Origin of the sequence: Pseudoflavonifractor sp. MSJ-30, from assembly GCF_018918045.1 — a bacterium.
Lineage (GTDB): Bacteria > Bacillota > Clostridia > Oscillospirales > Oscillospiraceae > Faecousia.
Map to the genome: position 1 here is coordinate 23,732 of NZ_JAHLPU010000057.1, position 21,156 is coordinate 44,887.

Genomic DNA, 21,156 nt, shown 5'->3' on the forward strand with positions numbered 1-21,156 from the left:
GTCCGCCGCTCCCGGAATACTCCGTTCCGGGGGCGATTTTGGAGGAAAAGAGAGGGAGGGATTTTCTTGATTTTCGGCAAGCATATCAACGTCTATTACCGCAGGTACGCACTGGCGCTGCTGGCGGGTCTGCTGGCGCTGTTTACTGTGGACTATCTGCAGCTGAAGGTGCCTGAGATCTATCAGCTGGTCATCAACGGCCTGAATCAGGGGTATATTGTGGAAAACGGCGTTCAGATACCCTTTGATATGGCGTTTCTGCTGGACCGGATCTGCATGCCCATGGTGGGAATTATTCTTGCCATTGTCTTCGGCCGCTTTTTGTGGCGCGTTGCCATCTTCGGCGCGGCAACCAAGGTGGAAACCGACCTGCGGGACAAGATGTTCCGCCATGCGGAGGATCTGAGCCGGGAATACTATCAGGTGAACAAAGTCGGCAACCTGATGAGTCTGTTTACCAACGACCTGGATACCGTTCAGGAGTGCTATGGTTGGGGCTTCATGCAGTTCTTTGACCCCATCATTCTGTGCTCTCTGGCCATTACCAAAATGTGGCGCATGGACCATCTGCTTACCGTTCTGTCCCTGATTCCCATGGGCCTGCTGTTCGCCAGCGCTACGTTGGTGGGCAAAAACATGACCAGAAAGTGGGACTACCGGCAGAAGTGCTTCTCCGATCTGTCCGACTTTGCCCAGGAGAGCTTTTCCGGTATCGCAGTCATCAAGGCCTTTGTGAAGGAGGCCAAGGAGCTGATGGCCTTTGAAAAGCTGAACCGGGACAGCGAGGTTTCCAACATTGACTTCACCAAGACCGCCGTTCTGCTGCGGATTCTGGTCATGACTTTTGTGGAAAGCGTTATCTGTGTGATTCTGGGCTACGGCGGCTATCTGGTGTACAGGGGACAGTTCAACGCCGGTCAGCTTATGGAGTTCATCGGCTATTTCAACGCCGTGGTCTGGCCCATTATGGCTGTGGCCGACCTGATCGACATGACATCCCGGGGCAAGGCGTCTCTGAAGCGCATCAGTGAGCTGCTGGACGCACCCAGAAATGTCTTCGACCGCCCCGGTGTTCAGCAGCTGACGGATCCAAAGGGTGAGATCGAGTTCCGGGACCTGAGCTTTACCTATCCCGACGGAGACGTACCCGCTCTGGAGCATGTGTCCTTTACCATCCATCCCGGCGAGAGCATCGGTCTGCTTGGCAAAACCGGCTCCGGCAAGACCACGCTGGTGGATTTGATCCTGCGTACCTATAATGTAAGCGATGGCCAGCTGTTCCTGGACGGCAAGGATGTGAACGATCTGTCCATCCGCTCCGTCCGTGATGCCTGCGGCTATGTGCCCCAGGACAATTTCCTGTTCTCGGATACCATTGAGAACAACATCGCCTTCGGCAAGTCCGAAACCGTCTCCGAGGAGATCCGCCGGGCCGCCAAGCTGGCGGACATCGACGGGAACATCTCCGAATTCCAGATGGGCTACCAGACCGTACTGGGCGAGCGGGGCGTTACCGTCTCCGGCGGCCAGAAGCAGCGTATCTCCATTGCCCGGGCACTGATGAAGGACGCTCCCATTCTGATTCTGGACGATTCCGTGTCCGCGGTGGACACTAAGACGGAAAAGGCCATTCTGGACAATCTGCGCGCCACCCGGGCTGGCAAGACCACCATTCTCATTGCCCACCGCATTTCCACCGTTGAGCAGATGGACAAGGTGCTGTTTATTGAGGGCGGCCGTCTTGCGGGCTTTGACACCCATGACCATCTGTACGCAACCAACCCAGCCTACCGCAAGATGGTAGACCTGCAGCGGCTGGAGGAAGAAGGAGGTGCGGTCAATGTGTGAGTATCTTCCTCTGCTCATCGTCTGCGCCGTGATCGGCATGTTTACGATCCTGTTCCTGGCGGCCTATGCCGTCTTGAAACGCAAGACCAAAGCGGAGACCAGCGAGCGGCATATGTCCGACGGCGAGATCATCAGGCGGCTGCTCAGCTATGCCAAGCCCTATAAAAAGGACTTTTTCATCGTATTTATCATTATGCTGGTGTCCATCGCCTATGACGTGGTGTCGCCCCTGCTGGTGGCGGACATTCAGGGCACCATCAAGAAGAACTTCGAGCTTTCTCAGCTCTATTCTCTGGTGGCTGTATATGCGGGCATTCTGGTGGTATCCATGGTCTGCACCTATTTCCAGGCAATGATTTTGCAGAAGACCGGCCAGAAAATCCTGTCTCAGATCCGTCTGGATACCTTCACCCACATTGAGAAGCTGTCCCACGCGCAGCTGAACCAGATCCCCGTGGGCAAGCTGGTGACGAGAGTCACCAATGACCCTAACTCCATCAGCTATCTGTTCACCAACATTCTGGTGACCCTGGCGAAGAACTCTCTGGTGATCATCGGTGTGCTGGCGGCAATGCTGATTTTGAACTACGCTCTGACGCTGATGGTCCTGTGCTTTGTACCGTTTCTGGTGCTCTTTACCATCATCTTCCAGAAGTTCTCGCGCCATGTCCACCGCACGGTCAATAACGCCCGGACGGACGTGAACACCTACCTGTCCGAAAACCTCTCCGGCATGAAGGTTACCCAGATCTTCAATCAGGAACAGCGGAAAATGGACGAATTTCTGGTCCGCAGCAAGCGCCTGGAAAAGACCAAGATGAACCGGATGTTCGTCTTCGGCATTTTCCGGCCCATGGTGTATATGCTGTTCGTCACTTCCAATCTGTTCCTCTTCTATATCGGCTGCAAGGGCTATATCCAGGACACGACGTTCCTGGGCCAGATCATTACCAGCGAAACCGTGGTCGCGTTCTATATGTATATCTCCCGGTTCTTTAATCCCATTCAGGCTCTGGCGGAGCAGTTTGATATGCTGGAGCAGTCCTTTGCCGCGGCGGAGAAAATATTCACCATTCTGGACATGGTTCCCGAGGTGGTGGATGAGCCGGATGCCATTGAGCTGAAGGAGATCAAGGGCGAAATTGAGTTCAAAGATGTATGGTTTGCTTACAACCCCGGCGAATGGGTTCTGAAGGGCGTTTCCTTCCATGTATACCCCAAACAGACCGTGGCCTTTGTGGGCGCGACCGGTTCCGGAAAATCCACCATTCTGAACCTGATTTGCCGGAATTACGATATCCAGAAGGGCCAGATCCTGATTGACGGCATCGACATCAGACACATCAGGATCGCCTCTCTGCGCAGCCATTTCGGCCAGATGCTTCAGGATGTGTTCCTGTTCGCGGGAGACATCCGCAGCAACATTGTTCTGCGGTCCGATAATGTAACGGACGAGGACGTTTGGCAGGCTTGCCGGTATGTGAACGCCGAAGGCTTCATCAAAAAGCTGGACGGCGGTCTGGACGAGACTGTCCGGGAGCAGGGCAACAACTTCTCCGCCGGACAGCGGCAGCTGCTGAGCTTCGCCCGGACCATCCTGCATAAGCCCTCCGTCATGATTCTGGACGAGGCCACCGCCAACATCGATACGGAGACAGAGGTCCTCATTCAGGACTCTCTGGAGAAGATGAAGAACATCGGCACCATGCTGATCGTGGCACATCGCCTGAGCACCATCCAGCACGCGGACAACATTATTCTGCTGTCCCACGGCGAGATCATGGAGCAGGGCACCCATCAGGAGCTTCTGCATCTGAAGGGCAGGTACTACCAGCTCTATACTCTCCAGTTCCGCAAACAGCAGCTCCAGAAAAGCTAAGCTCCTACCGGAGCTGGCGCAAAACAGGTTTCCCATCAGGGGCGGCAATCTGCCGCCCCTGAAATTTTTTCGCGGCGGTCCGATCGGTCTTGCCGCTCCGTGATAACCGGAAGAAGCAATCTGTATCCGGCAGGCATTGACATCAGAAACTGGTTGTGCTATCATCTAGTTAGTTGAACATACAACAAAAGGAGAAATCAATATATGGACGCAGCCGGCAGGAAGATTACCAAAATTGCCCGGGAGGTGGGGAAGTTCACCGTGCGGAGCATGCGCCGGGAGGGCGTGGGCACGGCGGAGTTTGACGTGATCCATCTGGTGCGGCACAATCCCGGCATGACCCAGACCCAGGTGGTACAGGCGCTGAATATGGACAAGGGGGCGGCAGCCAAACGGGTGGCCAGTCTGGAGAACAAGGGCTATCTGATCCGCAGACCCAATCCCGCCGATGGGCGCAGTCAGCTGCTGTACGCCACCGAGGCGGCGGAGGGGCTGCGGAATTCCAAGGCCCATATTGAGGAAGTGTTCTACACCTGGCTGCTGTCTGACCTGGAGGAAGAAGAACGGAAACAATTCTGCCGGACGCTGGATAAGCTATACCGGAAGAGCAAGGCCCAACGGCAGGCGGATTTCCGGGATGTGGCGGAACTGCTGGAAAAGGAGGAAGAGCATGAGGGATAAGACCTTTCGGCCGGACCGGGTAAAGGATTACTTCCTGGCAGAGTGGAAGGTGCTGCTTTTTGTGACTGCCTCCGGCCTGATTTACAATATCGGCCTGCTGGCGGGGCCCTGGTTTGAGGGCAAGATGACCGGTGAGCTTGTGGATATCCTCACGGGCAGCGGCACAATGAAGCGGATGGCCGTGCTGGCCCTGTGTTATGTGGTGACGGTTCTGATCGTCCAGGGAAGCCGGTATTTCAAGCGGTTTTATGTCCGCCGGTTTGCCAACAACGTCAGCCGCCGCATGAAGCAGATTCTCTATGCAAAGCTGGTGACCCGGAGCCGGGAGAGCCTGACGGCAGAGGGGGCGGGCAGCGTCATGACCAAGGCCATCAGCGATGTGGACGACTGTGTGGAGGGTATGCGTAAGTTCACCACGGAACTGTTCGATACAGGCGTTGCGTTGCTTGCCTATGGCTGCATGCTGCTGTGCTACGACTGGCGGCTGGCCCTGATCTGCATGGTTTTCCCGCCCATTTCCTACGCCGCGGCGGAGAAGCTGAAGAGGGTCGTTCAGAAAACCGGCGAACGCGGCAAGGAGCAGGCTGCCGCTCTGAACGCCGCCACATTGGACCGGGCGAGAAACGCCCTGACCTACCGGGTCTTCGGCAGGGAGGAAGACAGGCGTCTGGCCTATGAGCAGAACCTGGACTCCTACGAAAGCGCCGCCATCCGGGCCAACGTCTGGAACACGGCAATGACGCCCATTTACCGTTCCATTGCCCTGCTGGGCGTGCCGTTTCTTGTTTGGTTCGGCCAGAAAAACGTAACGGGCACCGGCTGGAGCAGTTGGGATATCGCGGCCTTTACCACTTTCCTCGCCTGCTTTACGAAGCTGGCAAAAAAAGCCTCAAGCGCGGCAAAGCTATTCAACGCGGTGCATAAGGCCCAGGTGTCCTGGCGGAGGGTCAAGCCCATTCTGGCGGGACAAGAAGAGGAACTGCCGGAATCCGTGACCCCGGAAGCACCGGCCACACTGAATGTGGAAAATCTGTGCTTTGCCTACCCCGGGGCAGAGGAGCTACTGCATGATGTGAGCTTCTCTGCCAAACCCGGGCAGATCATCGGCGTTACGGGGCCGGTGGCCTGCGGAAAATCCACCTTGGGCAAGGCATTTCTCTGTGAGCTGCCCTACAGTGGTTCCATTACCTTCGCCGGACAGGAGGACCGGGAACTGACGAAGGAGCAGCGCAGCGCTGTCTTCGGCTACCTGGGCCATGACCCGGAGCTGCTCAGCGCCTCCGTAAAGGAAAACATCTGCATGGGTGATACGAAAGACCCTATGCCATACCTGCGGGCGGTGCGGCTGGACCGGGAAGTGGCGGAAATGGAACTGGGCCTTGATACTCTGGTGGGTCCTGAAGGCCATCGCCTTTCCGGTGGTCAGGCCCAGCGGCTGGCACTGGCGCGGACTTTGTACCACAAGCGCCCGGTGCTTATTCTGGACGACCCCTTTTCGGCATTGGACCGTCCCACGGAAAAACAGATATTTGCATCCCTGCGGGAGATCGCGGGGGACAGCATTGTGCTGCTGATCTCCCACCGGCTGTACCTGTTCCCGGAATTTGACCAGGTGCTCTGGATGGAGGCGGGCCGTGTGACCGCCGGGACCCATGAAGAATTGCTGCAAAAGCTGCCCGAGTACGCCGCTCTCATGGCAGAGCAGGAGGGAGGCAAGGTCCATGCGTAACGTGAAGAATATCCGCACCGTGCTTCTGGAGACGGTGAAGCACCAGACATGCCTTTCCCTTGCCATACTGGTTACGGTGGTGGGCGCTGTGGTTTCGGCTTTGCTGCCCCCGCTGCTGCTGGCGAAAATCGTGGACGATCTGACCTCCGGCGTGGCCGCGTCCCTCGGCAATGTGGTGCTGTATTTTGGCCTTCTGGCTTTGACGGGGCTGCTGGAATCCGCCCGGGAGAGCCTTCTGACCGTCTTCGGCCAGAAGATCACCCATGGTCTGCGCAGCCGCATGATGGAAAAGCTGACCCGCCTGACCTCCGGCGCTTTGGCCGTCCGGGATCCCGGCGAGTTGGCCGCCAGGTTCGTTGGCGATGTGGATACGGTGGAAAACCTGTTCAGCGCGGGCATCATCAGCATGTTTGCCGACCTGTGCAAAATCGTCAGCATTCTGGCAGTGCTGAGCCGGAAGAATCCGGGATTGTGCCTTGTGCTGCTGTGCCTGCTGCCGGTACTGTTTGCCTTCACACGGTATGTGCAGAAGAATATGCTGAAGGCTCAGCTGGAAAACAGAAGGGCCGTGGGCCGGGCCTCTGCCTTTGTACCCCAGACGCTGCACAATATCCGCACCATCCATGCTCTGGGCAAGGAGCGCTATATGTGCGCCCGCTACGATTGCTTCATTGGCCAGAGCTACGGGGCCATGGAGAAGACCAACTTCTATGACGCCATTTATTCCCCGATTATTCTGATCCTGAATGCGCTGATGGTTGGCATCGTTATGCTGCTGTCCGCTACGGGGGATGCCTCGGTGCTGCGGGTCTTCGGTATGTCTGCCGGTACAGCGGTGGCGGTCATCGGCTACATCAGCCAGATATTCACCCCTGTGGAGAGTCTGGGTATGGAAATTCAGGCCATTCAGTCCGCCATGGCGGGCGTGCGGCGCATTGACGAAATTCTGGCCGAGCCGGAGCGGAGCATGCCGCCGGAAACCACAGAGCCGGTATCTGGAGCCGCCGCCGCGGAGCTGCGGAACGTGACCTTCGGCTATGACGAAAAGGATGTGCTGCAAAATGTCTCCCTGCGGGTGGAAGCCGGGGAGCAGGTGACCCTGGCTGGCAGGACCGGCGCGGGCAAGAGCACGGTGCTGAAGCTGCTGCTGGGGCTGTACCCGCCCAAGGCAGGGCAGGCGCTGCTCTTCGGCATCCCGGCGGAGAAGATCCCCGAGGGGGATAAGCGGTACCTGATCGGCTATGTGGAGCAGAGCTTCCATATGGTCCCCGGTACCGTCCGGGAGCAGATCACGCTGTATGATGACCGAATCACGGAGGCGCAGGTTCGCAAAGCCGCGGAGCTGGTGGGCCTTTTGAAAACCATTGAGGCTCTGGACAAAGGCTTCGATACCCCCTGCGCCCCGGAACTGTTCTCCCAGGGCCAGTGGCAGCTGCTGTCCATCGCCCGGGCGGCAGTGACGGATCCAAAGCTGCTGCTGCTGGACGAGATCACCGCCAACCTGGACGCGGAAACGGAGCACATGGTTCTGGAGGCACTGAACCGGGTTTCCGAGAACCGCACCGTGATCTCCATATCCCACCGCGCCTCCGCCCGCACCGGCCGCATCGTAACAGTCACGCCGCAGGCGTAAAAGAACACCCAAAAGGGGGCAGCAACTTGCCGCCCCTTTTCAGACTGTCGCAGTCTGCTGCGTGCTCGAATTGTTCGCCTATGGCGAACAATTCGCACACTTGCAGCCTGAGATGTATTTTCTGTCAGTAGAATATTTATTCCAAGGGATAAGGACAGCTTGAAGCCGTTTCCTCTGTGTGTTATAATTTCAATAGGATTGACGAAGCGACTAATTTTGATTTGGAAAGGAGCCATGAGCTTGTGAAAAAACTTGTGCCTTGGATAATATCGTTGGTAGTAATTATGTTGGCATTGCCTTGGCTTGCAGTTACCTTTATACCAGGCGATGGTGGAATGGCAGCTTGCTTTATTCTGTTTTTTGCAGTGAATCCAATTTACGCAATTTGTGCTGGAGTATATGCTGGTAAGGATATAAAAAAATTATGGGTGTCGCCAGTTCTTACAGCGTTATTCTTTCTTGCTGGAACATGGTTGTTTTTTGATATGGGCGAAAAAGCATTTATATTATATGCGTTGGTTTACTTATTCTTGGGAATCGTAGCTATGCTGATTTCTATGCTCATAAAGAGAAAACACTAAGAAAACTTCTTATTTGTAGGACTGTAAAATAGGGACATGATTGCCCATCGGCACGTCATGTCCCTGTTTGTTTTTCGTCTGTCCTTCTTTCGGTTGGTTGATTCACTTTACCACAAATGAGCCGCCAGCCGTTGTGTATTAGAGAGCAAAAAGCCCCCTTTACACATTAACTCCCAGGTACACGCCCCGACAGAAAATGATTTAACTTTATTTGCCGACTTCCGTCGGCAAACTCTGCGAGGCTTTTTTGACACGCTGCCAAAACCTTAAAGAAGATTTAACCTGCGGGGCGTTGACTTTTGAACTCGATTTTCGTATGATTGGAGCGTGAGAAAAGACCCTTTTTCATAGGAGGATTTGAATATGAAACGGACAATTGCTTCTGCCGCTGCCCTGTGCCTGGCCCTGGGGCTGGTTCTGACCGGCTGCGGCAGCAAGGACAAGGCTGTGTATGTACAGCAGGTCTCCAGCCTGACGGGAGTATCCTCTCAGGACCGGTTTTCCGGACTGGTGGTATCCGAGAATCTGACGGAGATCAAAAAAGACAGTGACAAGCAGGTGGCGGAGCTGATGGTCAAGGAAGGCCAGGACGTCAAGGAAGGCGACCCTTTGTTTTCCTACGATACGGATCAGCTGCAGCTGAATGCGGACAAGCTGGATCTGGAGCGGGAGCAGCTCAGCGCCAGCCTGGAGGACTATGATACCCAGATCGGCGAGCTGGAACGGGAGCGGGAAAAGGTCGGCGCCAACCAGAAGCTCCAGTATACCATCCAGATCCAGTCCGCCCAGGTCAGCCAGAAGGAAGCGGAGCTGAACCTGAAGACCAAAGAGGCGGAACTGGAGAAGGCCAAGCAGCTGCTGGAGAACGCCACCATCACCGCCCCCGTGGCGGGCCGCATCCAGTCCATCAACGAAAGCGGCACCGACAGCCAGGGCAACCCCGCCGCCTATATCACCATCCAGCAGGCGGGCGCCTACCGGGTGAAGGGCACCATCGGCGAGCTGCAGCAGGGCACGATCTCTGAGGGCGACCGCATCAAGCTCACCTCCCGGCAGGACAGCAGCAAGGTCTGGTACGGCACCGTGACCCTGGTGGACTATGAAAACCCGGTGAAGAACGACAATAACGGCTATTATATCATCGGCAGCGACTCCTCCAATATGGCCAGCAAATACCCCTTCTATGTGGAGCTGGACAGCGTAGACGGCCTCATCATGGGCCAGCACCTGTACATGGAGCGCTATACCGAGGGGGACGACGAGACCGGCGTCATCGTCAGCAGCGCCTATCTCTGCTATGAGGACGACGGCAGCGCCTACGTCTGGGCGGAGAACAGCCACGGCAAGCTGGAAAAGCGGGCCGTCACCCTGGGCAGCTACAATGAGAATACGGACAACTACGTTGTCACCGACGGCCTTGCCGAGACGGATTACATTGCCTTCCCGGACGAGCAGTACTGCCATGTGGGCGCGCCCACCAGCCACACCCCCGTGACCTATGAGGAAGAAGAGGGCGGCGAAGGCATGGACGGCATGGATGCCGGTATGGACGGCGGCGTTGACATGGGCGGCATGGATGCCGGTATGGACGGCGCGGACATGGGCGGCGTGGACGCAGGCATGGACGGCGTGGACATGGGCGGCGTGGATGCCGGTATGGACAATGCCGAAGTCTCCGTACCCGAGGAGACCCCCGTTGTCGGCGAGGAATCCCAGGCCGCCGAGACCGAACCGGAAGGCGGTGTGGGCTAAGTGAGCATTCTCAAGCTTACCGACATCTGCAAGGACTATATCCAGGGCAAGGAGCCAGTGCGGGTGTTGAAAAATGTCTGCCTGGAGGTGGAGCAGGGGGATTATATCGCCATTATGGGCCCCTCCGGCTCCGGCAAAAGCACCTTGATGAACATCATCGGCTGCCTGGACGTGCCAACCTCCGGGGAATACGTGCTGGACGGGAAAAACCTGCACGACCTGAAGGATGACGACCTGGCCGAGGTGCGGAACAAGTACATCGGCTTTGTCTTCCAGAGCTATTATCTGATGCCCAAAATGGACGCCGTGGACAATGTGGCCCTGCCCCTGCTGTATGCCGACGTTCCCCTGAAGGAGCGCCGGGAGCGGGCGGCGGAATCCCTGGGCGTTGTGGGCCTGGAGGACCGGATCCACTTCCTGCCCAATCAGATGTCCGGCGGCCAGTGCCAGCGAGTGGCCATTGCCCGGGCCATGGTGACAAAGCCGGCCCTGCTTTTAGCCGATGAGCCCACCGGCGCCCTGGATACCAAGTCCGGCGCTCAGGTCATGGATATTTTCGACAAGCTCAGCGCCGACGGCATGACCATTCTCATGATCACCCACGACCCGGACATTGCCAAGCGGGCCAAAAAGGTCTATCACATTCTGGACGGCGAGCTGCTGACGACCCAGACAGGAGGCGGCGAAGATGAAGCTTAAGTTACCCAAGAAGGCCATTGTCATCGGCGCTTCCGTGCTGGCCGTGGCCGGCATCGGGGCGGGCATTTTTGCCGCCGCCGCCAAGGGCGGCAGCAAGCCGGTGTACGTCTACAATTTCGATATCTGCGGCATGACGGACTACTGGGGCGACCGCCAGTCCACCTCCGGACTGGTCCGGGCGGACAACATCCAGACCGTTATGCTCTCCGATACCCAGACCATCACCGGGGTGGAGGTAAAGCAGGGGGACAAGGTCAAAAAGGGCGACCTGCTGCTGTCCTTCGATACCACCCTGACGGATCTGGCCCTGGAAAAGAAGCGCCTGGCCGTGGAGCAGCTGAAGCTGCAGCTCCAGGACGAGCAGGACAAACTCCAGCAGATCCGGAACTACACCCCCTATACCCCCCGGCAGGACGACGGCGGCACCGGCGGCTCCGGCCAGGGCGAGCTCTTCGGCTACGAGCACTACCCGGACTACGGTTCCCGGGGAGATGTGGCCGTGGAGGAGTGGTTGAATACCTATGGGGCCGACGGCAGCAGCACCGACAGCCCGCTGATCCTCTGGACCAAGACCAATACGGTCATGGATACGGATCTGGCGGCGGAAATGGCAAGCTTTTTGCAGCGCTGCCGCTATACCCAGGCGCTGAACGCCTACGACGAGGCATACGCCGCGTATCAGCAGGCCTATGCCGCCTGGGAGGCAGATACGTCCGACGACAAGGGCGAGGCCCCTGCGGAGCCGAAGAAGCCCGCGCCGGAGGACTACGCCGTTTCCGACTACTATATGATCCTCAAGTCCACCGCCGGCAATATGACCCTGGGCAGCAATGCGGTATTTCAGGGCATGCACGTCTATTTCAGCGGCGGCAGCTTCCTGTTTGTGCCCTTTGATGCCTCCGGCTGCTACGACTATACCCGCCCGGCAGAGCCGGAACCGGATCCTGATCCGGAGCCGGATCCCGGCCCCACCTACACCCTGGAAGAGATCGTCCGGATGAAGGAAGAGCAGCAGAAGAAGATCCTGGATGTGGAGTACCAGATCAAGATCGCCGAGGCGGAGTACAACATTGCCAAGAAAGAAGCGGACGACGGCAACGTCTACGCCGAGGTGGACGGCACCGTGGTCTCCGTGCTGACGGAAGAGGAGGCCCGGGCCAACCAGACCCCCATCATCAAGGTCTCCGGCGGCGGCGGCTACTATGTCACCGGCACCGTCAGCGAGTTGGAGCGGGACAAGCTGGAGCTTGGCAGCGAAGTGACCATTACGGATTGGCGCAACGGCACCTCCTGCACCGGCACCGTCCAGTCCATCGGCGACTTCCCCTCCACCGCCACCTATTACAGCAGCAATAACAATCCCAACGCCAGCTTCTATCCCTTCACCGTGCTGGTGGACGAGGACGCGGACCTGGTGCCCGGATACTACGTGGATATGGAGTACTCCCTGTCGGATTCCACCGACGGCATCTACCTGAGTAATCCCTTCCTGCGCACGGAGCAGGGGGCCAGCTTTGTGTATGTCCAGGGGGAAAACGGCAAGCTGGAGCGGCGGGACGTGGTCACCGGCAAGAGCGTCTGGGGCAGCTACACCCAGATCCTCTCCGGCATCACCATGGATGATCTGATCGCCTTCCCCTACGGCAAGAACGTCAAGCCCGGCGTTCCCACGGAGCAGGGCGACTACTCCACACTGTACGACAGCAACTAAGGAGGCAGGACAATATGCTTGAAAATATTCATCTTGCCTTCGAGGGCATCTGGAGCCATAAACTGCGCAGCATTCTGACCATGCTGGGCATCATCATCGGCATCGCCGCCATCATCACCATCGTCTCCACCATCAAGGGCACCAACGAGCAGATCAAGGAAAACCTGATCGGCGCGGGCAACAATGTGGTGACGGTTTCTCTGAACCAGAACGGCAACGAGTACGACCTGAGCTGGAATCCCCTGCCGGACACCGTAAGGGTCATTTCCGAGGAGACCCGGCAGGAGCTGGAAAATATCAGCGGCGCCGAGGAGGTTTCCCTGTACTATTCCCGCAGCTATACGGACGGCTTCTTCTACCTGGATACCGCCTTTAACGGCAACGTGCTGGGTGTGGACCGCCACTATTTCAGCGCCTACGGTATGCAGATCCGTTCCGGGCGGGGCTTTACGGGAAAGGACTACACCGAATTCCGGAAGGTGGCCCTGGTGGACAGCACCGCGGCCAAGAGCCTTTTCAGCGGCGTGGACCCCGTGGGCAAGGAAATTGAATTCGGTTCGGATGTCTACACGGTGGTGGGCGTCATCGGCCCCGCCGAGGAATTCACCCCCACCATCAACAGCCTGAACGACTATTACCTCTATGCCAACGACGGTTCCGGCAGCATTTACTTCCCGGACAGCATCTGGCCGGCTCTTTATCAGTTCGACGAACCCCAGTGCGTGGCCATCAAGGTCAAGAACACGGACGTTATGGCCTCCGTTGGCAAGAAGGCGGCGGATCTGCTGACGGAAAAGCAGATCATCGGCACGGATACGGGCTTTGACTACCGCAGCGCCGATATGCTGGAGCAGGCCCAGCAGCTGCAGAACATGAGCAAATCCACCAACACCCAGCTGGTCTGGATCGCCAGCATTTCCCTGCTGGTAGGCGGCATCGGCGTTATGAACATCATGCTGGTGTCCGTCACCGAGCGAACCAGCGAGATCGGCCTGAAAAAGGCCCTGGGCGCCAAGAAGAAGCGCATCCTGCTGCAGTTTTTGACGGAGGCGGCGGTGCTGACCAGCATCGGCGGCATCATCGGTGTGCTCACGGGCATTGGCCTGGCGGAGCTGATCTCCGGCCTGATGCAGATCCCCGTGGCCATCAGCGCTCCGGCGATCATCATTGCCGTGGTGTTCTCCACCCTTATCGGCGTGATCTTCGGTCTGCTGCCCGCCACCAAGGCCGCAAACCTGAACCCCATCGACGCCCTGCGGCGCGTCTGAAAAATCCCTCCAAGGGCAGCCCTCGCGGCTGCCCTTTTTGCGTTCCCGGGAAAGGGGAGGGGCGGAAATTTCAATGGGAAGCGGTTTTAACCGGACTCCAAATTTACCCAAAATGCGCAAAATATTTTGTGCAACATTTTCAACAAAGGAAGCGTGCTTTTTCTTGCAATTTTTATGCACGGATGATAAAATAGGAGTGGATTTGAGGAAATAGAATATTTTGCCCGGAGTGATGAGCATGGGGACAAACGGAGTTTACGGCGCCGTCTGTTTTCCATGCTCTTTTTGTATCCGGCAGGCGAAAAAGGGAGGACTGAACGAATGGATGCAGGACTGTACCAGGCATTGCAGAGAAATCCGATCATTGCGGCCATCCGGGATGACGCGGGACTGGAGGGCTGCCTGAAGGCGGATGTTCAGATCGTGTTTGTGCTCTATGGGGATATCTGCAGCATCGGGCCCATCGTCAGCCGCATCAAGGATGCGGGGAAAACCGCCATCGTCCATGCGGACCTGATCACCGGACTGTCCGGCAAGGAAGTCTGTGTGGATTTCCTGCGGAATTCCACCCGGGCGGACGGCATTATCTCCACCCGGGTAAATATGATCCAGCGGGCCAAGGAGCTGCAGATGATCACCATTTTCCGGGTCTTCGTCATCGACTCCATGGCGCTGGATTCGCTGCTCAGCGTCAAAAACCTCCGGCCGGACGCCATCGACATTTTGCCGGGGCTTATGCCGGGCATCATCCGCAAGGTGCGCGCGCTTACGGGGCTTCCCGTTCTGGCGGGGGGACTCATCACCGAGAAGCAGGAGGTCCTTCAGGCGCTGGACGCCGGGGCTTTGGCCATTTCCAGTACGGCAAGCGCCGTCTGGCAGATGTAAAGGAGGGGCTTATGTGCAGCAATACCAAGCAGCGGATCGCCGACGCGGTGGAGGAACTGATCTCCGCCCAGCCCCGCAGCCGTGTGACGGTCCAACAGGTCATGGAGCTGACCCAGATGAACCGCCAGAGCTTTTATTACCACTATCAGGATATCAACGATGTTCTGCAGCTCATCGTCTATCAGAAGGTCTGCGCGCCTCTGGCCTTTGACCCGGAGGAGGACGCGGAAAGCTGGTGCCGCCGGGGCCTGACGCTGCTCAAAGAGCAGAAGCCCCTGCTGCGGCGGATCTCCCGGGAGCTGGGAGACGACAGAATGTGCGCGCTTATGCTGCTGGAGGTCCGCCCCCAGGTGGATCGGCTGCTGCCGGACCGCCCCGGCCAGGACCGGGACCAGCGCAGCGTCGCGGTGGACGTGATCTGCCAGAGCGTCCTGTTTTCCATTCAGGGCATGCTGCTCCGGCAGGAGGCGGTGAACGTGGATGATTTTATGGAGCGGTTCCGGGCGGTGTACGCCGTTTTCAATGCGGCATAGCGCAGTTCTATTCCACCGGGGAACACATAGATTGGTTGTGTGCAGATTGAACAAGATTCCACATGGACGAAAAAAATAATTGTACTTTTTGACAACTTCGAAATTTTGTCTAATGACGAAATGGAATTTGTCTGATATAATCAAATGCGTAAGAAAGTTCTGACGCGGTCATCAGAAGCCGCTGCCCAGCCGCGGATGATCGGTCCAGAGTTTCAAAGAAATCCCCTGCGTAAAATCTTTATCATACAAGGAGGACTTTTCCATGGCAAAGTACATCATGGCACTGGACGCCGGCACAACTTCCAATCGCTGTATTCTCTTCAATGAGCACGGCGAGATGTGCAGCGTCTCCCAGCGGGAGTTCACCCAGTTCTTCCCCAAACCCGGCTGGGTGGAGCACGACGCAAATGAGATCTGGGCTACCCAGTTGGGCGTAGCCGTGGAAGCAATGCAGAAGATCGGTGCCACCGCTGCCGACATTGCCGCCATCGGTATCACCAACCAGCGTGAAACCGCCATCGTCTGGGATAAGGTCACCGGTGAGCCCGTTTACCATGCCATCGTGTGGCAGTGCCGCCGTACCAGTGAGTACTGCGACAGCCTGAAGGAAAAGGGCCTGACCGATACCTTCCGGGCCAAGACCGGTCTGGTCATCGATGCCTACTTCTCCGGCACCAAGATCCGCTGGATCCTGGAGAACGTTCCCGGCGCCCGTGAGCGGGCAGAGCGGGGCGAACTGCTGTTCGGTACCGTAGAGACCTGGCTGATCTGGAAGCTGACCGGCGGCAAAGTCCATGTCACCGACTATTCCAACGCCTCCCGGACTATGCTCTTCAACATCAATACCCTGGAATGGGACGATGAGATCCTGGCGGAGCTGAACATTCCCAAGTGCATGCTGCCGACGCCCATGCCCTCCAGCTGTGTCTACGGTGAGACCGATCCCTCTCTGCTGGGCGGCCCCATCAAGATCGGCGGCGCGGCCGGCGACCAGCAGTCCGCTCTGTTCGGCCAGGCCTGCTACCATCCCGGCGAAGCCAAGAACACCTACGGCACCGGCGCCTTCCTGCTGATGAACACCGGTGAGAAGCCCGTCTTCTCCAGCAACGGCCTGGTCACCACCATCGCCTGGGGCCTGGACGGCAAGGTCGAGTACGCTCTGGAAGGCTCCGTCTTCGTGGCCGGCGCTGCCATTCAGTGGCTGCGCGACGAGCTGAAGCTCATCGAGTCCGCACCCGACTCCGAGTACTATGCCGGCAAGGTAAAGGATACCAACGGCTGCTACGTGGTTCCCGCCTTCACCGGCCTGGGCGCTCCCCACTGGGATCAGTACGCCCGGGGCACCATCGTGGGCATCACCCGTGGTGTCAACAAGAATCACATCATCCGCGCCACCATGGAATCCCTGGCCTACCAGGTCAACGACATTCTGGTGGCCATGCAGGCCGACTCCGGCATTAAGCTGGCGGCTCTGAATGTGGACGGCGGTGCCTCCGCCAACAACCTGCTGATGCAGATGCAGTCCGATATCTCCGGCGCCCCCGTACAGCGTCCCACCTGCGTGGAGACCACCGCCATGGGCGCTGCCTACCTGGCAGGTCTGGCCGTCGGCTACTGGGCCAGCAAGGAAGACGTTGTCCACAACCGGGCCATCGACCGGGTCTTCCATCCCGAGATCAGCGAGGAAGCGCGGGCCGAAAAGGTCAAGGGCTGGAACAAGGCCGTGAAGTGCGCTTACGGCTGGGCAAAGGACTGAGCATATCCTACGCGATCCCCGAATTCTCTCCGGGGGGCGTATCCCCCCGGAAATCCCACGGAACGAAATCGAAACAGAAGAAAGAATCCGCGACAATGATTTAGGGAGGTCAATTTCATGTTACCGTATATTGCTGAGTTTTTGGGCACTATGATCCTGATCCTGTTGGGCGACGGCGTTGTCGCCAACGTAAGTCTGAATAAGTCCGGCATGAAGGGCGCCGGCTCCATCCAGATCACCATTGCCTGGGGCCTTGCCGTTATGGTTCCCGCCTTTATCTTCGGCCAGGCTTCCGGCGCCAGCTTCAACCCCGCTCTGACCATCGCGCTGGCCGTCGGCGGTATGTTCGACTGGGCCATGGTTCCCGGCTACATCATCGCGCAGATCCTGGGCGGTATCGTCGGCGGTATCCTGGTCTACGTCCTGTTTAAGGATCAGTTTGACGCCACGGAAGATCCCGGCACCAAGCTGGGCGTCTTCTCCACCGGCCCCTCCGTTCCCAACACCGGCCGCAACATCCTGCAGGAAGCCATCGCCACCTTCGTTCTGGTGTTCGCCATCTGCGGCATGAACCAGGTTCCCGGCCTGGACGCCGGCATCGGCAAGCTGCTGGTCTTCGGCATCATCGTTTCCATCGGCATGTCCCTGGGCGGCCTGACCGGCTACGCCCTGAACCCCGCCCGTGACCTGGGCCCCCGGATCGCCCACGCCATCCTGCCCATCAAGGGCAAGGGCGACAGCAACTTCAAGTACGGCCTGGTCGTTCCCATCGTAGGACCCATTCTGGGCGGCATCGTGGCAGTCCTGCTGTACAACGTGATCCCCTGGTAATGCAAGCGTAAATATTTTCTGCTCTTAGTGTAAGTGTCGGGCAGCCCAACCCCTCCTACCGGAAGGTTTTCTTGGGCTGCCCGATTTTCATTGAAGGAGGCGTTCCATTTGTACGATGTAATTATTATCGGCGCGGGTGTCACCGGCTGCGCGGTGGCCCGGTATCTATCCCGCTATCAGGGCAAAATGCTGGTTCTGGAGCGGGCGGAGGATGTGTGCTGCGGCACCTCCAAGGCCAACAGCGCCATTATCCACGCGGGCTTTGACGCTGCCCACGGCAGCCTGATGGCAGAAATGAATGTGCGGGGCAACCGAATGGTGCCCCAGCTTGCCAGGGATCTGGACTTTCCATTCCAGATGAATGGTTCCCTGGTGGTCTGCATGTCTGAGGAGGATATGCCGAGACTCCGGGCCCTTTATGAAAACGGCGTGAAGAACGGTGTGGAGCGGCTGGAAATTGTAGACAGTAAACGGCTTCACGAAATGGAGCCCAATGTCAGCAAGAACGCCGTGGCCGCCCTGTGGGCTCCCACCGGCGGTATCGTCTGCCCCTTTAACATGACCATTGCCCTGGCGGAGAACGCTTATGCCAACGGCGTGGAATTCCGGTTCAATACAAAGGTAACGGGCTTCACCAGAGGCAGCGGCTGCTGGACCATTCATACGGACGGCGGCGACTTCCAGACCCGGTATGTGGTCAACGCCGCGGGCGTGTACGCGGACGTGCTGCACAATATGGTGTCCGAGGAGCGGAAGCTGCACATTACCCCCCGCCGGGGCGATTACTGCCTGCTGGACAAGCAGACCGGCGGATTCGTGAGCCATACGGTGTTCCAGCTGCCCGGCAAACTGGGCAAGGGTGTTCTGGTAAGCCCCACCGTCCACGGCAATATCATCGTCGGCCCTACGGCCATCGACATCGAGGACCGGGACGGCACCAACACAACCGCCGCCGGACTGGATGATCTGATCGCCAAGGCGGGCATTTCCGTGGATAACCTGCCCATCCGGCAGACCATCACCAGCTTTGCCGGACTCCGGGCCCATGAGGATCACCATGAGTTTGTTATTGGCGAGGTGGGGGACGCCCCCGGGTTCATTGACTGCGCCGGTATCGAGTCCCCCGGCCTGACCTCCGCCCCCGCCATCGGCGAGACCGTGGCGGAGCTGCTGCGGGAGAAGATGGGCCTTGCGGAGAAGGAGAACTTCATCGCCACCCGAAAGGGGCTTCTGGATCCCAAGACGCTGTCCAGGGAAGAATATCAGGCGCTCATCCGGGAGAATCCCGCCTACGGCCAGATCATCTGCCGCTGCGAGCAGGTGACGGAGGGCGAGATCATCGACGCCATCCGCCGTCCCCTGGGGGCCAGAAGTCTGGACGGCGTAAAGCGCCGCACCCGGGCGGGCATGGGCCGCTGTCAGGCGGGGTTCTGCTCCCCGAGAGTTATGGAGATTCTGGCAAGGGAACTGGGCGTCAGCCAGGCGGAGATCACCAAGTGCGGCGGGGCATCCCGTCTTATTGTGGGCGTCAATAAGGACAGTATCGGGGAGGTGCGCGAGGGATGAAGTACGAAATAGCAATCATCGGCGGCGGTCCCGCCGGTCTGGCGGCGGCCATTGCGGCCTATGATGCCGGCTGCCGCAGCATTCTGATTCTGGAGCGGGACAATCAGCTGGGCGGTATTCTGAACCAGTGCATCCACAACGGCTTCGGCCTGCACACCTTCGGCGAGGAACTGACCGGCCCGGAGTACGCTGCCCGCTTCGCGAAGCAGGTGCTGGACCGGGGAATCGAGTATAAGCTGAACACCATGGTGCTGTCCATTTCCGAGGACAAGAAGATCACCGCCGTCAACCGTACCGACGGCCTTATTGAAATCGAAGCGACCGCCGTGATTCTGGCCATGGGCTGCCGGGAGCGGAGCCGGGGCGCGCTGAACATCCCGGGCTTCCGTCCGGCAGGTATCTATTCCGCGGGCACGGCCCAGCGGCTGGTGAACATCGAGGGCTTCCTGCCCGGCCGGAGAGTGGTCATTCTGGGCAGCGGCGACATCGGCCTGATCATGGCCCGGCGCATGACCCTGGAGGGGGCCAAGGTGCTGGTTGTCGCCGAGCTGATGCCCTATTCCGGTGGCCTGAAGCGGAACATCGTCCAATGTCTCAATGATTTTGACATTCCTTTGAAGCTCAGCCACACCGTTGTGGATATTCAGGGCCGGGAGCGGGTCACCGGCGTGACCATTGCCGAGGTCGGCCCGGACCGGAAGCCCATTCCGGGCACGGAGATACACTACGACTGCGATACCCTGCTGCTGTCCTGCGGTCTGCTGCCGGAGAACGAGCTGTCCCGGGGTATGGGCGTGACCATCTCCCCGGTGACCAATGGCCCGGTTGTGGACGAGAGCCTGCAAACCAATATCCCCGGCGTTTTCGCCGCGGGCAATGTACTCCATGTACACGACCTGGTGGACTTCGTGTCCGAGGAAGCCGCGGCGGCCGGACGGGCAGCGGCGCGGTATCTGGAGCAGGGTGCCCAGAGCGGGGCAGGGGAGATAAACGTTACCTTCGAGGGCGGCCCCCGGTATACGGTGCCCGCCAGCATCGACCCCAAGCGGGTTTCCGATGATCTGGTGATCCGCTTCCGGGTGGGCGGCGTCATGAAGAACCGCCGGGTGCGGCTGTATCTGGATGATGAAGTGGTGGTCAGCCGCAAGCGCCCCGTCATGGCTCCCGGCGAGATGGAAGAGCTGAAGCTGACGAAGGAAGCTCTGGCGGCCCATCCTGACCTGAAGCGAATCCACATTGCGGTGGAGGAGGCGTGACTATGGAAAAACGTGAATTGACCTGCATCGGCTGCCCCCTGGGCTGCGCCATCACCGTGACGCTGGACGGCGGGGAAGTGAAGGATATCGTGGGCTTCACCTGCAAGCGGGGCAAGGAATATGCCCGCAAGGAAGTGACCAACCCCACCCGCATCGTGACCAGCACCGTAAGACTCGTTGGCAGTAAGACCGGTGCCTGTGTCGTCAGCTGCAAGACTGCCCAGGACATTCCCAAGGGCAAGATCTTCGCTGTAACCGCAGCCCTGAAAGACGTCATTGCTGCCGCCCCGGTAAATATTGGCGACGTTCTCCTGAAAGACGTGGCCGGAACCGGCGTGGATATCGTAGCCACCAAGGCTGTGCGATAAAAGCCGCATAGAAAGCCCCCCGGAAGCCTTTGTTTCCGGGGGGCAAAAACGGTTTATGATGATGGGCTGAGTCCGGCGCCGATGACCACGGCGACAGATCTCTGCGGGCCTCCCGCAGCCGGTTAAGCTGTGCCGAGAATCCGGGCACAGGAGGTGTGAGAGGCCGGGGCTTTCAGCCCC

16 protein-coding genes and 1 pseudogene are annotated in these 21,156 nt (G+C 58.6%); all 17 read left to right on the forward strand.

All coding sequences use genetic code 11. The features are described from left to right. Positions 1–66: 66 nt before the first annotated feature. The 17 genes and pseudogenes from KQI10_RS09265 (at position 67) to KQI10_RS09345 (ending at position 20,976) form a co-directional block, all read left to right on the forward strand. Entirely contained in the window at positions 67–1,848 is a 1,782-nt protein-coding gene (locus KQI10_RS09265) for an ABC transporter ATP-binding protein (protein WP_216567142.1), read from the forward strand. Continuing rightward, the gene (locus tag KQI10_RS09270; RefSeq protein ID WP_216567143.1) at positions 1,841–3,727 is read left to right on the forward strand and encodes an ABC transporter ATP-binding protein; all 1,887 of its coding nucleotides are present in this window, start codon (positions 1,841–1,843) and stop codon (positions 3,725–3,727) included. Before KQI10_RS09265 ends, KQI10_RS09270 begins: the two co-directional genes overlap by 8 nt. 204 nt (positions 3,728–3,931) lie before the next feature. After that, positions 3,932–4,408 carry a MarR family winged helix-turn-helix transcriptional regulator gene (locus KQI10_RS09275; protein WP_216567144.1) on the forward strand — a complete coding sequence of 159 codons (477 nt, stop codon included), beginning with the start codon at positions 3,932–3,934 and terminating at the stop codon, positions 4,406–4,408. Beyond that, on the forward strand, positions 4,398–6,137 hold the full coding sequence (locus tag KQI10_RS09280; RefSeq protein WP_216567145.1) for an ABC transporter ATP-binding protein: 1,740 nt from the start codon (positions 4,398–4,400) through the stop codon (positions 6,135–6,137). The genes KQI10_RS09275 and KQI10_RS09280 overlap by 11 nt, the downstream gene beginning before the upstream one ends. Continuing rightward, positions 6,130–7,770, forward strand: a complete 1,641-nt coding sequence (locus KQI10_RS09285; RefSeq protein WP_216567146.1) for an ABC transporter ATP-binding protein — start codon at positions 6,130–6,132, stop codon at positions 7,768–7,770. The genes KQI10_RS09280 and KQI10_RS09285 overlap by 8 nt, the downstream gene beginning before the upstream one ends. Positions 7,771–8,012: 242 nt before the next feature. Then, entirely contained in the window at positions 8,013–8,351 is a 339-nt protein-coding gene (locus KQI10_RS09290; protein ID WP_216567147.1) for a hypothetical protein, read from the forward strand. A gap of 363 nt (positions 8,352–8,714) precedes the next feature. Continuing rightward, positions 8,715–10,103 carry an efflux RND transporter periplasmic adaptor subunit gene (locus KQI10_RS09295; RefSeq protein ID WP_216567148.1) on the forward strand — a complete coding sequence of 463 codons (1,389 nt, stop codon included), beginning with the start codon at positions 8,715–8,717 and terminating at the stop codon, positions 10,101–10,103. Continuing rightward, on the forward strand, positions 10,104–10,802 hold the full coding sequence (locus KQI10_RS09300; protein WP_216567149.1) for an ABC transporter ATP-binding protein: 699 nt from the start codon (positions 10,104–10,106) through the stop codon (positions 10,800–10,802). Then, the gene (locus tag KQI10_RS09305; RefSeq protein ID WP_216567150.1) at positions 10,792–12,513 is read left to right on the forward strand and encodes a biotin/lipoyl-binding protein; all 1,722 of its coding nucleotides are present in this window, start codon (positions 10,792–10,794) and stop codon (positions 12,511–12,513) included. Before KQI10_RS09300 ends, KQI10_RS09305 begins: the two co-directional genes overlap by 11 nt. 14 nt (positions 12,514–12,527) lie before the next feature. Then, positions 12,528–13,781: an ABC transporter permease gene (locus tag KQI10_RS09310; protein ID WP_216567151.1), complete on the forward strand. Its 1,254-nt coding sequence runs from the start codon at positions 12,528–12,530 to the stop codon at positions 13,779–13,781. 321 nt (positions 13,782–14,102) lie between these two features. Further along, the gene (locus KQI10_RS09315) at positions 14,103–14,666 is read left to right on the forward strand and encodes a glycerol-3-phosphate responsive antiterminator (RefSeq protein WP_216567152.1); all 564 of its coding nucleotides are present in this window, start codon (positions 14,103–14,105) and stop codon (positions 14,664–14,666) included. Positions 14,667–14,677: 11 nt separating this feature from the next. Beyond that, positions 14,678–15,199: a TetR/AcrR family transcriptional regulator gene (locus KQI10_RS09320; RefSeq protein WP_216567153.1), complete on the forward strand. Its 522-nt coding sequence runs from the start codon at positions 14,678–14,680 to the stop codon at positions 15,197–15,199. A gap of 262 nt (positions 15,200–15,461) precedes the next feature. Further along, on the forward strand, positions 15,462–16,955 hold the full coding sequence (gene glpK, locus KQI10_RS09325) for a glycerol kinase GlpK (RefSeq protein WP_216567154.1): 1,494 nt from the start codon (positions 15,462–15,464) through the stop codon (positions 16,953–16,955). Between the two features lie 114 nt (positions 16,956–17,069). Continuing rightward, positions 17,070–17,786, forward strand: a pseudogene (locus tag KQI10_RS09330) (MIP/aquaporin family protein); the annotation flags it as partial. 108 nt (positions 17,787–17,894) lie between these two features. After that, entirely contained in the window at positions 17,895–19,352 is a 1,458-nt protein-coding gene (locus KQI10_RS09335) for an NAD(P)/FAD-dependent oxidoreductase (protein ID WP_216567156.1), read from the forward strand. Next, positions 19,349–20,608: an NAD(P)/FAD-dependent oxidoreductase gene (locus KQI10_RS09340; RefSeq protein ID WP_216567157.1), complete on the forward strand. Its 1,260-nt coding sequence runs from the start codon at positions 19,349–19,351 to the stop codon at positions 20,606–20,608. Before KQI10_RS09335 ends, KQI10_RS09340 begins: the two co-directional genes overlap by 4 nt. Positions 20,609–20,610: 2 nt before the next feature. Further along, positions 20,611–20,976 carry a DUF1667 domain-containing protein gene (locus KQI10_RS09345; protein WP_216567158.1) on the forward strand — a complete coding sequence of 122 codons (366 nt, stop codon included), beginning with the start codon at positions 20,611–20,613 and terminating at the stop codon, positions 20,974–20,976. The last annotated feature ends 180 nt before the right edge of the window (positions 20,977–21,156 follow it).